The organism is Clostridia bacterium (assembly GCA_035561135.1).
Lineage (GTDB): Bacteria > Acidobacteriota > Terriglobia > Terriglobales > Acidobacteriaceae > DATMYA01.
The window spans coordinates 61024-76836 of record DATMYA010000044.1 but is presented as its reverse complement, the minus strand read 5'-3'; the positions used below and the strand labels follow the sequence as shown (position 1 = coordinate 76836).

Here is a 15813-nt window from a genome sequence, read left to right as displayed (position 1 = left end):
ATCGGAAATTCGTCGATGCCGTACTTGAACAGCCTGGCGGCGAAGTACGGCCTGGCAACACAGTATTACGCGAACACGCACCCTTCGATCGGCAATTACTTCATGTTGACGACGGGGCAGATCATCACCAATGACGACGGTTTTTCCGGAACGGTGGCGGCGGACAACATAGTGAGACGTTTTCTCGCGGCCGGCAAGACCTGGAAATCTTATGCTGAAGGACTTCCCAGCGTCGGTTACACGGGTGGAAATAGCGGTCGTTATCTGCGACGGCACAATCCGTTCTCGTATTTTTCCGACGTCGTCAACAGCAGCAGCGAGAAGCTTAACCTCGTGCCCTTCACGCAATTTCCCAAGGACCTGGCCAACAACCAGTTGCCAAACTACTCATTCATCGTGCCAGACGCGTGCAACGATGCTCACGATTGTTCGCTCACGACGGCCGATAACTGGCTGAAGACGAACATCGCCCCGTTGCTGGCGAGCCCCCAGTTTCAGCAAGACGGCTTGCTCATCATTACCTTTGACGAGTCGACGAGTTCAGACACCGCGCACGGAGGAGGCCACGTTGCATGGGTGGTGGTAAGCCCTAAGGCAAAGTCCGGTTACAAGTCCACCACGCTGTATCAACACCAGAGCACGCTCCGGCTCACGATGCAGGCACTCGGACTGACGTCCTTCCCCGGATCAGCAAGCACTGCGCCTCAGATGTCAGAATTCTTTGGCGGAAGCACCACTCCCACTCCTACTCCCACTACGACAACAACTCTGGTGCCAGTCGCCCGCTTGACAGTGACGCCAACCTCGGGCACAGCGCCGCTCACGGTCACCGCAGATTCGTCGAAGAGTTTCGAAACCGGCGGGAGCATAGTCTCACGCACAATCAACTTTGGTGATGGCACCGTCGTGACCACACCGACGGCAACCCACACATACCCGCGCATCAAAGGGCCAGATAACAAGACCTATACAGTGGCCCTGACGGTGAAAGATGCCATAGGAAATGCCGCGACGGCGACCTCCAAAGTGACGGTCACAAAGCACTAGGCAACTACTTGTGAGTTACTGAGTCCGAAGCGCCATCTCCTGAGTGAGGGTTCCAACCGGAGTCGAAGGATCCTTTTTGCAAGCTCCTGCCGATCAAAAGGGCGCCTTCGATTCCGCGGTCTTCGCCGCGAGTTATCTGTCCAGCTCCATGCTGATGCCGACGATTTAGTACAATCAAGTTTCGCCATTCATCATAGGAGCTACTCATGGCACACATGGTCAAGTGCGTGAAGTTGGGCAAGGAACTCGAGGGCCTCGACGAGCCGCCCTTCGACAGCCCACTCGGACAGCGCATCTACGAAAACATCTCCAGGCAGGCATGGGATCAGTGGCAGGGTCACATGAAGATGCTGCTCAACGAATATCGCTTGCAGCCCTGGAAGAAAGAGCATCAGGAGTTCATCGTCCAGCAGATGGAGCAGTACTTCTTCGGCGAAGGCGCTGAGCTGCCGAAGGAATACGTTCCTCCCGCGCAGTAGCAATCGCGCAGAAGCGCCTTCACGCAGGCGGTTCATTCGCTTTGAGGGCGGCTCGCTGATTTGCCGAGTATGCGCTGGTCGCGATCAGTTCTCGCCGTCAGCGGAGTCGCTTGCTTCAGCAACAGTTTCCTTGGTGTAGAATAGCTGTACTCCACGGTGCGAATACGCACCGGCAACAACCGTCGGGACGTGGCTCAGCCTGGTAGAGCACTCGCTTGGGGTGCGAGGGGTCGGCAGTTCAAATCTGCCCGTCCCGACCATTCTTGCTTTTTTGCCCTTTCGCAGATCATGTCGAACGGTTTTCTGTAAGTGGGATATACACTTACGCCGTCTATCGAGCAGTTCAAAAGTACCTTTTTGAGCAGTTCGGCCTGTTCGTGCGGTTTCCGCGTAAGATACAGAAAAAAAGCCTTGTTCGCGAGTTCTAAAATTCTTTCGGCATCCAGCACTCGGTCCGTTCCCGACTCCTTAAATCCGGCCATCTGGGCCTGAATCCGCTGCTCCTCTGTCTGCCAATCTTTCATCTTTCGCTGCCAGAACTCCTCCGGAATTTTGCCGTCGAGCTTGTCCGTATAAGCCTGATCCATTCGGTTTTGTAGCGCCTCAAGCTGCTGCTCAAACCGGGTTCGCTGCTGCGCGAGTACGTTCTTGTTACGTATCTGATCGGCTGATAGCGACTTCAAAATTCGTTTCATGACGTCATTAGGTACATGAATATTTTCGAGAACGTGACCGAGTTTCTCGGAAATTTGTTCTTCGCGGAATCTAGGAAGTTCGCATTTCCCACGGTACCCGCTGCAGCGGTAATAAACGTATTTTCCCTTCTTGAGTTCCGCTGTCACTGTCGAATCATCGTGAGCACACGTAAGCATTCCGCGAAAAGCGATGTCGTGTTTACGGTATTTGCCTTTGTTGTGCCCGTGCATGACTTCCTGCGCACTTTCGAAAAGTTGTGGAGAAATAAACGTTTCGTGTTTTCCCTGATACGTTTTCCCGGCCCATTCGAAAAAACCTATGTAAACCCGATTATTTAGAATTTTGTGCAGATTGCTCCGGTTCATCGTTTTTGCGTAATCGTTGCGTATCTGATTGCGCAACCGGGTGAGCGGATAATCTCCGGTTGCGTAAAGTTCGAAGATGCGTTTTACGATTGCGGACTCTTTCGGATCGACGTCGATTGCGCGAGTCGCCTTGTTATTTACGTATCCGAATGGCGCATGACCGGGAAAGACACCCTGCTCCGCTTTTTCGCGCATCCCTTTTATGACTTCTTCACGCAAGTTTTCGGAATAAAAACGAGCCGAGGCCAGTTCGATATCGTGCACAAACTTAGTTTGTGCTTTGGCGTTCTTAGAAACGATATTTCCGCTTTTTACGAAATGAATCTCAGTTTCTAAGTTTTCTAACTCGACGCAATCAGAGAGATTTCTATAAAGACGGTCGGTTTTTTCGACAAGAACACGCCGGGAGTTCTTAGAACGTTTTAGGAAAGCAAGCATTTCGCCGAAAGCTTTTCGGCCTGTCGTCTTTGCGGTTTCTATGTCGATGAATTCCTTAATGATTTCGAAGCCGTTCTTAGAAGCGTATGCGTGCAGCGCTTTCAGTTGCGCGGGAATGGAATATCCTTCTTGCTCCTGCTCTCGACTAGAAACACGCGCATAGATCACCGCTGGTGTCATTTGTCCCTCCGCTGCTTTTTTTCGGAACCCTTCTTAGTTGTCGCTTTTGCCCAACGCTCTTGTGCAGCTTTTCTGGCAATCTGACTTCGCTCTTCGGCAGTGAGGTTCGCGTGTCGTTTCGCTGCACCGATCTCGCCTTGCTTGCGGAAGTATTCTTTGATGTTTTCCGGTAATTTCATGGCGGCGGTCATTATGCTTAGCCCCCTAGCACTTGTCAAACTGATAATTGCCTTGTCACGGATTGCCGGAAAAGTTCGTTTAGATGATGCGTGTTCGCGGTCACTGTTTCGTGCTCAGGCGGCAAGAAATCCTTGTACTTCTCAAGTGCCCAGGAAGTGTTTCGCTTACTCGCTTTCGAAATGAATCGGTGCGTCGCTTGCATCCCTTCCTTCTCGGCTTTCTCACGGAGATACATTCCCGTACAGAATGTCTCAAAAGGATAGTCATCCTCACTCGGCTCCCCAGCTCCTCCCATCACGAATCGCAGATTTCTGAATGGCTCAAAGTTTTCTAAGTTCTTCAGCTTTCCAACGGTTGCCAGTTCTTCGGGGATTCTCCCTCCCCCGATTTGTCGCTCGACGCGAGTAAGCACGACTCCATTTTCCGGCAGGCCGCAGAATTCTTCGAATGTAGGTATTTGCGCGTCGGACTTCAATCTTCTGAGCAGTGCCTTGTACTGTTCGAGGTATTCCGCATGTTTGTCGTAGATTCGGAAGAGGTTCGGTCTTTTTCCAAAATAGAGAGTTTGGATGCCGCCCTTACCCATCTCCACAAACTTGGCGGACCCGAAGTTTGCAAGGTAGCGTTTGTGCTGAGCTTTGATCCTGGATTGGAACCACGAAACAGGAACATCCTTCACATCCGCTGCAAGGTCCAGACGCATGACTTCGGTGCCCTTTCCGTCAATCTGGAAGACGCTTTCAATCTCGTTCACAAGACGAGAAAACGACATCACTCCGGTATCGACAAGTTCTAGTTTGTGGTCCCCGCGTTTCCCCCATTTACACGACATATGCAGAATTGCGTCGTGGCCGTATTCTCGGAGGTCTCCAACTAGTTCGTAATGTTTCGTTCGTCGGAATGGATCTTTGTCGGGCTCGTAGCGCAAATCGCTGTAAAGCCGATTGAACTCCGGGTGGAACGGAGCATCACTAGGAATCCGGACATCGAGCTTATCAATCACCGGACTCAGTACCTTTATGCGCTGCGTATGGTGTACGCAAGTTGCAGGCTATTAGACAGGGCCTGCAACTCACTGCCGTATCGCCGCCCTGGTGGACCTCTTCCGAAAGCGATTGTCGATTTTCGACATGCGAGTTCGAAGCAGAAGTGCTTGCAATCGCTGTATACGCGTTTCTGAGTGGCTGGCGAAGTTTGTCTAGGGGTTGGGACTGAAGGGACGTGATTGCGTCGTGTATACACGCTTGGCAGAGCAGAATGGTTTGAGAGCATTTTTGTTTACGTGGTCGAACTTGAAGAGTGGACAGCAAGAACGCGAGGGAGAAGTCTGCTGCGCGCGAGCATCGGCTACATGGCTTAGTTGACATGTGCCTCTCGGTCCCAGCGATCCAGAATGTTGAAGACTTCGATTACGGCTGCGATTGAAGAATCGTCGAGAGGATCATGCTCAAGTACATCGCGGTCAAAGCTTTCACTACCGGAACTCAGCGCTTCGCGCTGGCTCACCATAGCGGGGCTCTGCCCCGCACCCCGACCAGTTTTAGGCTGAGGGAGCCCCGCTTCGCGGGGCTCAAAAGCAACAGCCAATCCCATCTCGGGGTTAAGGAGAACTGGTGGGCGAGCCTCTGGCTTTCGGCCAGCTGTCGCTGGAGGTGTTGGCCGTCTCAGCCCCGGATCGGACTGGTAGACCGATGCCCCGGAATTTGGTCCGACCGCACTCCGCTCGCCCTTATTGGACTTTTCTGTGTCCACGAAACGAGCGTACACCCAATTTTGTCGTGGTTAACTTGTGCAAAAACATGCGCTTTGGTAATTAGTTGGCTATAACGAGGCGGCATCATACAATTGCTTGGTGGTGGCGTGCATTACGAGGTACTTACTTGGCGAACTTTATTCTTGAGCCGGAACACGTTTCGTCGCGCACAGGGAAGAAGAAGCGGGGACGACCATTCGCGATGGACGACACCTCTCTATTGAGTAGGCGGGACAAGTACGCATTCATCCTTGAGCAGTGTTGGCCGGTAGTCGGCTGGCAGCTCCACAAGGCGAAGTCACCTGGGGATGTGCAGCGAGCGTTCCAGTCGATCAAGGGTGTCGATTTTTCTGACTTAAAGGCCTTCGTCAGTGCAGAAAAGCTGCCTACCACCGGTGAAGAACTGCCGCGGTTACGTAAGCGAATCGAAATGCAGGGCGATCAGTTACGCGCTTTGTATTTGGACCAAGGGGAGAAAAGAAAATCGCTTGAAGACGCTAGGCTCGCGATTCCCATCGTGGAGAACTCTCCGGAGTTAAGTAGATACGAAGAGACGTTACAGAGGCGCGAGCAGCGCTACCGGGAAGTCGAAACGCGCATCGCAGAACTACTCTCGTTGCGTAATAGCCTCGACAAAGAACTACAAATGCGCGAGGCGCATTTTGCTCAAAACGGCATTTTGGAGTTCGTTAAGAGTAGCCGTTACTCGATGACACCTGAGCGTGTCGCGAATGCAATGGCGGGGCTCCCGCTGATTGGTTGGCGGCACTCGGCTCAACGCTGTGGCAAGCAGCGCACGTCGCACTATGTTGCTTTCGAGCGATTCCTCGTCATTCAGCGGGTGTTTCGCTTTCGTCCGAGAACATTCAAATCTGCATTGGCAAAGATGCAAACCTACTTAGCAGAATCGCGAGAGAAGAATCAGCCCTGTTGCGTTGAAATGAGGTCAAATTGGTATTACTTGATGTGCGCGATCGAAGGTGCGATAGAGGCGAACGTCACTTCGAAAGAGTTTCCCTTTCGGGTTGCAGCACTCTACGAGATGAATCTTGCCAATCAGACACCCGAAAAGCGAGTACTTCAGGAAGAGTACAGACTTGATTTGCCAATGCCCCGGCGGTCCGCAATAACTAAGCGAAAAGGGTAGGGCACTCCAACGACTTGCCTTGTGCGCTATCTGCTGGGGATGGCCGAGAATCACCGCTCAAGTACACTTTGCGCGGCGGCAATCTCCGCGTATGCGCGGCTGGGGATGGCCGAGAATCACCGCTCAAGTACACTTGGTCACTTCCAGCACACTGCGGAACTTGAGCTGGGGATGGCCGAGAATCACCGCTCAAGTACACTGGCGCGCTCGGCTTGTTCCCACACCTCCAGGCTGGGGATGGCCGAGAATCACCGCTCAAGTACACTAGGGCTTGGCAACGTCAATAACACCTCTGGCTGGGGATGGCCGAGAATCACCGCTCAAGTACACTTCGTAGCTGTTGACCGCCTCGTACACCTCGGCTGGGGATGGCCGAGAATCACCGCTCAAGTACACTTCGCGACCGGAGCGAGCGGCGCGCTAACGAGCTGGGGATGGCCGAGAATCACCGCTCAAGTACACTCTTCGGGTCTTGCGACCAGATTCCCTTTTCGCTGGGGATGGCCGAGAATCACCGCTCAAGTACACTTACCATCTTAGATCCCTTGTCATCTGATCCGCTGGGGATGGCCGAGAATCACCGCTCAAGTACACTCGCATCCCGTCTGACTCGATCACCTTCACAGCTGGGGATGGCCGAGAATCACCGCTCAAGTACACTGCGTCATCTCGGCCAGCGCTTCCACAACGCGCTGGGGATGGCCGAGAATCACCGCTCAAGTACACTAGAGCGCGTGCCTTGAAGACACGGAATGTTGCTGGGGATGGCCGAGAATCACCGCTCAAGTACACTGAACACAGCTATTTGTCGTACACCGTACGGCTGGGGATGGCCGAGAATCACCGCTCAAGTACACTGCCCAGCGGGGCGTGTAGATAGAAGGACGCGCTGGGGATGGCCGAGAATCACCGCTCAAGTACACTGCGAGACGGATGGCGGCGTCCATCTTCAGCGCTGGGGATGGCCGAGAATCACCGCTCAAGTACACTAAATGATGACACTCAGCGGGTTCTCGCGAGGCTGGGGATGGCCGAGAATCACCGCTCAAGTACACTCTAACTTGCTCATAAGGACTCATCTGGCTCGCTGGGGATGGCCGAGAATCACCGCTCAAGTACACTTATCCGACAAGTAGGGCCGCACAGCCCACAGCTGGGGATGGCCGAGAATCACCGCTCAAGTACACTGCGACGTTGTAGTGAAAGACTCCGCCATCCGCTGGGGATGGCCGAGAATCACCGCTCAAGTACACTCATTGAAGCGGGGACCAACTACACCCTGCTGCTGGGGATGGCCGAGAATCACCGCTCAAGTACACTGATATCACGCGCCACATTGCACAAACGTGCGCTGGGGATGGCCGAGAATCACCGCTCAAGTACACTCCCAGCAGCGAGCAATCGGTCGCGCGCACGGCTGGGGATGGCCGAGAATCACCGCTCAAGTACACTGACGACCGGTGCCACGTTCTCCAACTCCTCGCTGGGGATGGCCGAGAATCACCGCTCAAGTACACTCGTGTTGTGCGGAACGGACCGCACGAACGGCTGGGGATGGCCGAGAATCACCGCTCAAGTACACTACTTACGATGTGCGCCATGTGACCTTTCTCGCTGGGGATGGCCGAGAATCACCGCTCAAGTACACTCAATCACGCCGCGGTAAGGCGGCGTGCCCTGCTGGGGATGGCCGAGAATCACCGCTCAAGTACACTGCGTTCCGCGTACGCCTTTTGCGTCATCAGCTGGGGATGGCCGAGAATCACCGCTCAAGTACACTCATCGAACTCGCGCCCACTAACCATCCCGCGCTGGGGATGGCCGAGAATCACCGCTCAAGTACACTCTTCTGATACGCGGTGATCATGCCGGAGAAGCTGGGGATGGCCGAGAATCACCGCTCAAGTACACTTTTTCGAACTTCCAACGTTGCATCGTGCAGCTGGGGATGGCCGAGAATCACCGCTCAAGTACACTTGGTCGTAGCTACTTACCACCGGAGATGTAGCTGGGGATGGCCGAGAATCACCGCTCAAGTACACTTACTCGCCGTAATTGGCCGATTCCAGTTGCGCTGGGGATGGCCGAGAATCACCGCTCAAGTACACTCCCGGAACCATGACAGCCCATATGCGCGTTGCTGGGGATGGCCGAGAATCACCGCTCAAGTACACTGGCGCTAACTCCAACTACCGCGAGCAGCGTGCTGGGGATGGCCGAGAATCACCGCTCAAGTACACTTAGCGACTTGTCTTCAGCGCTTGTATTTCGGCTGGGGATGGCCGAGAATCACCGCTCAAGTACACTCTGCGAGATGCCGAGCAGGCTCCCGACGCCGCTGGGGATGGCCGAGAATCACCGCTCAAGTACACTCCGCGATCTCGCCAACAAGAGGCTTGGGCGGCTGGGGATGGCCGAGAATCACCGCTCAAGTACACTTTTCGCAAGCGCGAAACGATTCCATTTCGAGCTGGGGATGGCCGAGAATCACCGCTCAAGTACACTACCGCAGAGTTGCGGTTCGTCGCCGCCATCGCTGGGGATGGCCGAGAATCACCGCTCAAGTACACTTCCGCGTTGGGTGAAATCGTCGCCGTGATGGCTGGGGATGGCCGAGAATCACCGCTCAAGTACACTCGTAGGGCTGGTCGGAGGCCAACAGATCGCGCTGGGGATGGCCGAGAATCACCGCTCAAGTACACTTGAGTGGCGTTCCTGGTGGGCAGGCAGTGAGCTGGGGATGGCCGAGAATCACCGCTCAAGTACACTTTCAATACTGCGCACAATCTCCAGGTCGTGCTGGGGATGGCCGAGAATCACCGCTCAAGTACACTCGCCAGGTGTTCTGGCCATCGTGGTTCAAGCTGGGGATGGCCGAGAATCACCGCTCAAGTACACTGGGCGCAGGCGTTGGCGCGAACAGGTTCTTGCTGGGGATGGCCGAGAATCACCGCTCAAGTACACTCCCAGTTCGTCACCGGCTTCTGCTCGGGGCGCTGGGGATGGCCGAGAATCACCGCTCAAGTACACTCGGATGAAGCGTAAGTACCCATCCATCCACGCTGGGGATGGCCGAGAATCACCGCTCAAGTACACTTGTACTTCTCGTTGATCGCCATCGAGAACGGCTGGGGATGGCCGAGAATCACCGCTCAAGTACACTACCTTCGTAATCTCAGTAGATACTTTCTTCGCTGGGGATGGCCGAGAATCACCGCTCAAGTACACTTCGCGCTCTTTCGTGCAGCATGGCTCACACGCTGGGGATGGCCGAGAATCACCGCTCAAGTACACTCGATGGACACGCCCTGTTCCGTGATATTGAGCTGGGGATGGCCGAGAATCACCGCTCAAGTACACTTCAGCATCAGCGCCAAGGCCACACGATCGAGCTGGGGATGGCCGAGAATCACCGCTCAAGTACACTTCTCGCGTTGGCACTACCAGTCTTACCCCGCGCTGGGGATGGCCGAGAATCACCGCTCAAGTACACTTCGTTTCATCTGCTCCCGCAGGAAATCACGCTGGGGATGGCCGAGAATCACCGCTCAAGTACACTTGGTAGGTGTAGGAGGTGGCTCTCGAGACGGCTGGGGATGGCCGAGAATCACCGCTCAAGTACACTTACTCTGTCTCCCGCCACACGACAAACGCCGCTGGGGATGGCCGAGAATCACCGCTCAAGTACACTGGTCCGGAGATACGTTCTGAACATTTATCGCTGGGGATGGCCGAGAATCACCGCTCAAGTACACTTGACCCTTGTCCTGAAAGCCATCAACGCATGCTGGGGATGGCCGAGAATCACCGCTCAAGTACACTTCACGAGGTCGTCCACCGGAACGCGCACGGGCTGGGGATGGCCGAGAATCACCGCTCAAGTACACTCCTGGAAAGCGGCGATCGTTTCAAGATCTAGCTGGGGATGGCCGAGAATCACCGCTCAAGTACACTAACGGCCACCGTCGAAGCACTCCCATCTCTGCTGGGGATGGCCGAGAATCACCGCTCAAGTACACTAAACGCGTTGGGAGAGTCGCTCACCATCTGGCTGGGGATGGCCGAGAATCACCGCTCAAGTACACTCATCGACCACGCACATCTGCACACCATTGTGCTGGGGATGGCCGAGAATCACCGCTCAAGTACACTAATATGCCCGCAGTAAGTACGAGACGCTGAGCTGGGGATGGCCGAGAATCACCGCTCAAGTACACTGCTCACATTGTAGGCACGTCCACACATACGCTGGGGATGGCCGAGAATCACCGCTCAAGTACACTCGATTTCCGCAGCTTGAAGCTGTTCGCCAGGCTGGGGATGGCCGAGAATCACCGCTCAAGTACACTAGCCGTCCAATCACGTTCATCGCTCACCTCGCTGGGGATGGCCGAGAATCACCGCTCAAGTACACTGGCGCCGGCGCGCTACTCATGGGGGTGCACGCTGGGGATGGCCGAGAATCACCGCTCAAGTACACTTTGACAAACACGCGCCAGATGATCTGTCCTGCTGGGGATGGCCGAGAATCACCGCTCAAGTACACTGGTACTAGCTAACCGCACGCACGCGCTTGCGCTGGGGATGGCCGAGAATCACCGCTCAAGTACACTGATTTGCGCGAGCCCATCATTGCCGGGCCCGCTGGGGATGGCCGAGAATCACCGCTCAAGTACACTGCTACTCATCGCCGCTCGGGTCGCTCCTGGGCTGGGGATGGCCGAGAATCACCGCTCAAGTACACTGGCTCAATGTTCTTCCCGCATCTAGGACACGCTGGGGATGGCCGAGAATCACCGCTCAAGTACACTTGGTCTGGTACGTACCAGTGCCATGCCGAGCTGGGGATGGCCGAGAATCACCGCTCAAGTACACTAGGTCGCGTGGAAGCGATTCAGAACACAGAGCTTCCACGCAGCCAACCTTCAGAAAAGAAGGATTTGTGCCGGAGGTTCTTCCGGTTCTCGCGGTTTTCGTCCATAGAACACTTCCATTTTCGCAAACTGGTGGTCAGTTAGCGCGACCAATCGCACCTGGCCTGAGGGAGGAACTGCAGTCCTCACGGTTCTTCTGTGCACCTCGGCAGCTTCCTCGCTGGGAATGTATCGCGCATAGACCGAAAACTGCAACATCATAAACCCGTCTTTCAAGAGAGTTCTGCGAAATCGCACGTAATCTCTGCGATTGTCTTTCGTCTCCACCGGAAGATCGAACATGGCAACAAGCCACATAGCACGATATGCGGAAAGATTCACCCTGCGCATGGCGATAGGTGATAGGGCGGGTTGAATCGGTTCTCTTCCCCACACATTCCCCGCGCCAATTCGTCGGCGGTGCGTGCGAGCAAATCGCAGAGTGTTCTCTGCTCGCCATTGCAAGAATAGCGATCTGCAAGAATGCCCAGCAACCATCCTCTCGCTTGCTGATCCAAAGGGCCATAAGGTGGGTTGTCTTGGATCCACTCGAATACCCGCCGGTCCACGACAGGCCGAAAAGGCTCCATGACATCCGCAGCAAGACTGAATGGGTCGTAGCGATTCTCGTGCCAGATTCCAATTGAAGGATGGAGCCCAGCGGCACAGAGCGCCCGCGCAGTAAGCGCACGGAGAACCGTATAACCGTAGTCGAGGTGACGGTTTTGATCAGGCCCGATTCCCCCTCGGCGGAACTTTGGATTCCCAAACACAAGAGGCCAGTAACGGCGAGCCGCCACTGATTCCAAGTTTCCTCTATCGCCAGATTGCACGCGAGCGGACATTGGGACGAGGCCGCCATCATCGCCGTGCAACTCTTTCAAGAGGGCCCCTTGCGCACGAATCTTTGCCTGGACGATTTTCTTCCAAAGTCTCTTTCTGAGCGGTGTAGACATCTGTGTCTGCTTCGCGAATCGCTCCGACTGAATGTAGTGCGCCTGAAGTGGAAGCAGCATGGATGCGGGCAAGAAAGCGTCGTCAATAGTGACCACGCTACCGCCGTTGTTTGCGATTCGCGAGAGAACAGCCTGAGTCAGTGTCACTCTAGGGTGTGCGACCAAAACAACCGCCAGTTCTGAGAGCGGTGTGTGAACAGGCGGAGCAGTCTCCGTAGCAATCACAAGCTGGTCATGCGATACGGAGAGCGCCGCCGGATTCGCGATTTCGACGACTCGGTCAATCATTGGCCGGGTGAACTCGTCCGAGGAGGTCAACAACGACTTTTCGGCAATCCATACGCCGCAATGAATCTGCTCCCGGTCTCCATCTCTCCTTAGCCAAGGCTATATCCTTGATGAGGCGCGCGTCCGTGGCTCGAACGAAGAACAACACCCCCGCGCCTTCTATCGAGCGAAGGCGATAGATTTCTGTAACACAACATCCCGCTTTGTGGTCACAGTTTCTGTGAAGCTCCACAGTGTCACCGCCCATAAGCGAGAACTTGAAAGCATACTCGTTGGTTCCTGGGTAGACACGTGCGACAACTGGCTCTCCCTTCTGCATCCGTTCGGCTGCACTCAATAGGGAGACAATTTCCGGCTCCCACCGCACTTCTTTGCCGTTCGCATCCAGCTCTGCAAATATCTCGACGTGATGATTGCTGGATGGCATGACAAAACGTTCGCGGTTCCCTTTGCCAATTGTGGACACATTGAGAACCTTGCGGATGCGTGCTTTTCTGATCGGAATACGACCACTGGTAGCGGGCAGACTAGGCCAGTCGTTCGTTGCCTCGCAGCGACTGAGGTCGCCACCAAGAAGAACGAACTTCTCCTCAACCGCTCGGCGCACTACGGGATCAACGATGTTGGCAATGTCCTTCTCGCTTAATGCCGTAATCGGCTTGCGAATATGAACGTAGGATTTCTTGCCTTCGAGACGGGGTTTGCCATAGTTCGTTTCATCGTGGAAGGCACCACTCAACTTGTGCTCCGGTCGATGGGAAATGGTCATGCGCTCAAACGCCGGGCGGATGGAGTCCACAAAATTGGGCCACGGGGACTCCATGCCACGAAATACCCGACGGTCTTGCTGCCATCCTGGCGCGCCAGCGGCCGCAACGCTCATGCGTTGAACCATGGCCTGACTCGTGAGCGCGATGGTGATTGCATCTATGGCGTGGTGGCGATGATCGGTACGTGGTTTCCCACGGCGTTCAGAGCTTGCTGCGGGAGCAGCCTCGCGCAGAATCGCTTCCAATCCCCACGATTTACGCAGAGTTGCCGTTACCATTCCCGTGGTAGCGTGTATTACTCTGCGACTCGTGCCGTCGCCGCACTGGATATCTCGACCTCCATAAAGTGTGCTCAATAGGTCGACAGCGAGTCGGGTCGTGTAACGGGTATCGTTCATCTGTCGTTGCGTAAACTCTTCCAGCTTTTCCAGGCTGCATAGCTGGAAGCGTCGGAGCTTTGCCTCGTTTCCGGGTTGCCAACTTCGTACACGTTGGACAATCAAGTCCCACTGTTCTTCGTCTGCGCTGTATGCCTCCCAAGGCGTGCGGCCTCGCTTCCTTGATCGGTTCTCCTCGTGATAACAGAGAGTCTTGTTAACGAAAGAATCGTCTGGGCAACGGCTCAAAGGGATGATGTGTTCAACGTCAAACTGCGAGTCTCCAAAAAGGGAGCTGAACTCAATGGATTTGCCGGTATATGGACAGATGCCGCCGCATTCATCAAAAAGAAGTGCCTTTTCAATGTCTGCACGAGAGGGGTTGTCGATTCGGCATTCATCGAAAATCTTCTTCTTCGCTTCAATGCGTTGCCTCTCATTCGCGCGGATCCGTCGCGTTGCCTCCTCTCTCTCTTTGCGGGATTTTCTAAGCTCACGAGCCATCTCGATTCGGATTTCGTATGGCTTTCCGTACTCGCCTACAATCGCATTTACAACCTTGCGAAGCTCCGTTAAAGCTCGCTCGACGGCAGGGTTCCGCAGTGTCGGAAGCGCTTTTCTGACTATGGGCAATTCATCAAGTGGGGTCTTTTGCTTGAATAGGTCTGGATAAAGGTTTCTGCGAACCGTTTCATAGGACTTGCCGCCTTCCAACAGCGGTATCACCTTGCGAAGTGCCTTGAGCGATAGGCTGCAGTAGCCGTCTTCGGGGTGGTTGTCTGCGAGGTTGCGCGCTGCGACCTCATCGAGAGCCCACTCTCTCTTGAGCCACTCGACGATTTCGTCCTCTGATTCAGTGACAGCCCAGCGATCGACGATTTCGGCCTGAGTTTCGGACGTCAGCTCTTGCCATGACTCGCGGAAAACCGTGCGCATCATCGCGTTTGTGCGATTACCTCGAAGCTTCTTTTCGCCGCCGCGCTCCAAATTGAAGTGAGCTTTGTTGATACCCAATTTCTTCCGAAGCGCGGCAAATGTTTGGTCGCCTTCCTGATCGAGTAGCGCATAAACTGTTTCCCGCTCGCTGGTCGATAACTTCGTCTCTGCCAACGAGCCTGGAGCAACTACCGCTAAATCATTCACCTTTTGAAGTATCCGAAATCTCTGCGCCTCCAGTGAGGCCCATGAAGCACGGCGCTCGTTTGGCTCCAGTTCGCAGAATCCGATCAAGTGCGCCTGTGCTGCGATGGGGCGCTGGAAGAAAAGAAGCTCGCACAACTGCGCCTTGAATTCCTCGTTTAACAATTCCGGCCAGTGGGACTGTTGAACTTGCCAGATAAGACTGAACTCTTGCTCGTACATGCTGCGAGCGGTCCAGCGGTTTCGGATTCGTCGCTCGTGTGGATTCAGTCCTGCAAAATACTCGCCAAGCGTCCTAGCACCCGACGAGGCCATCCGCGCAGACAACTCAGAGATGCTGGCCTTAACTTGGCCAATGTCGTCCTTTTGTTTCTTACCTTCCCTGCGATTCGACTTAAAGCCGCGCCGCTGTATCAGGTGATATAGGATTCGCCCGAGTTCGGGTTCGGTCAGCTTCTTATCGAGGGCAAGCTTACGCAAATAGTAGGGAAGTGCCTGCTCAACCGCTGCGGAGTCTTGTGGGGCAATGCCATGGCGAAGCGCCGCCGCCAAAACTTGGTCCAATTCGTTGAGGACCTGATGGCGTTGACAGGACAAATCGACCGACGTGTCGGAAGCGGCGGGCAACAATCCTTTGCGTTGTAGTAGAAGAAACAAGTCTCGCTGCCGAGCCGCGCGCCGTCGTAGTTGACGACGGTGCAATCTTGCTTCACGTCTAGCGACGGCTTTGGACTTATCCTTGCCTTGTTCAATATCAAGGGTGGAACCTTCCACTCCGGGCTCAAAGATTCGAACACCCGCTTTGAGCAGTCCGTTCGGACGGTGGAAGGAATCGAGTGCAACGAGAGCCCAGCCGATAGACGCTGAACCAAGGTCAAGTCCGAGAGTGTACTCGGGTATGGCCACATTCCTAGTCATAAGAAAGGCCTTGACAAAAAGTATGGGGGAGGAAAGACTCGCACCAGTGTACTTGAGCGGCGGTTGCTTGGCTATTCTCAGTAAGCTTTCGTCGTAAGGCTCCGCTCAACGAGCGACCTCTGAACGCCCCGGCGACGGGGCGTTCTTCTTTGCCGACCGAACCGAA

General features: G+C 54.8%; 8 protein-coding genes, 1 tRNA gene and 1 CRISPR repeat array. Of the genes, 4 read left to right on the top strand and 5 right to left on the bottom strand.

Translation table 11 applies throughout. The features are described from left to right. The 3 genes from VN622_08510 to VN622_08500 form a co-directional block, all read left to right on the top strand. A partial coding sequence (locus tag VN622_08510; protein HWR35892.1) for an alkaline phosphatase family protein occupies window positions 1–1047 on the top strand: 1047 nt, incomplete at its 5' end. Window positions 1048–1253: 206 nt separating this feature from the next. Further along, window positions 1254–1526, top strand: coding sequence for an oxidative damage protection protein (locus VN622_08505; protein ID HWR35891.1), 273 nt, complete (start codon window positions 1254–1256; stop codon window positions 1524–1526). Between the two features lie 183 nt (window positions 1527–1709). Beyond that, window positions 1710–1786, top strand: a tRNA-Pro gene (locus VN622_08500). A gap of 1415 nt (window positions 1787–3201) precedes the next feature. On the opposite strand, the gene VN622_08495 is transcribed toward VN622_08500, so the two are convergent. Further along, window positions 3202–3396, bottom strand: coding sequence for a hypothetical protein (locus tag VN622_08495; GenBank protein ID HWR35890.1), 195 nt, complete (start codon window positions 3394–3396; stop codon window positions 3202–3204). 23 nt (window positions 3397–3419) lie between these two features. Continuing rightward, window positions 3420–4388, bottom strand: a complete 969-nt coding sequence (locus VN622_08490; GenBank protein ID HWR35889.1) for a hypothetical protein — start codon at window positions 4386–4388, stop codon at window positions 3420–3422. 952 nt (window positions 4389–5340) lie between these two features. Between VN622_08490 and VN622_08485 the strand changes: the two genes are divergently transcribed. Further along, window positions 5341–6285: a hypothetical protein gene (locus tag VN622_08485; protein ID HWR35888.1), complete on the top strand. Its 945-nt coding sequence runs from the start codon at window positions 5341–5343 to the stop codon at window positions 6283–6285. A 32-nt stretch (window positions 6286–6317) separates the two neighbouring features. Then, window positions 6318–11161: a CRISPR direct-repeat array (repeat unit 36 nt; unit sequence GCTGGGGATGGCCGAGAATCACCGCTCAAGTACACT). 49 nt (window positions 11162–11210) lie between these two features. Here the strand turns inward: VN622_08485 and cas2 are convergent. The 3 genes from cas2 to cas9 are packed head-to-tail and all read right to left on the bottom strand — an operon-like array spanning window position 11211 to window position 15647. After that, window positions 11211–11516 carry a CRISPR-associated endonuclease Cas2 gene (cas2, locus tag VN622_08480; protein HWR35887.1) on the bottom strand — a complete coding sequence of 102 codons (306 nt, stop codon included), beginning with the start codon at window positions 11514–11516 and terminating at the stop codon, window positions 11211–11213. Window positions 11517–11536: 20 nt separating this feature from the next. Further along, complete coding sequence (gene cas1 / locus VN622_08475) at window positions 11537–12442, bottom strand: type II CRISPR-associated endonuclease Cas1 (GenBank protein HWR35886.1); 906 nt, start codon at window positions 12440–12442, stop codon at window positions 11537–11539. Beyond that, on the bottom strand, window positions 12435–15647 hold the full coding sequence (gene cas9 / locus VN622_08470; protein ID HWR35885.1) for a type II CRISPR RNA-guided endonuclease Cas9: 3213 nt from the start codon (window positions 15645–15647) through the stop codon (window positions 12435–12437). Before cas9 ends, cas1 begins: the two co-directional genes overlap by 8 nt. Window positions 15648–15813 lie beyond the last annotated feature (166 nt).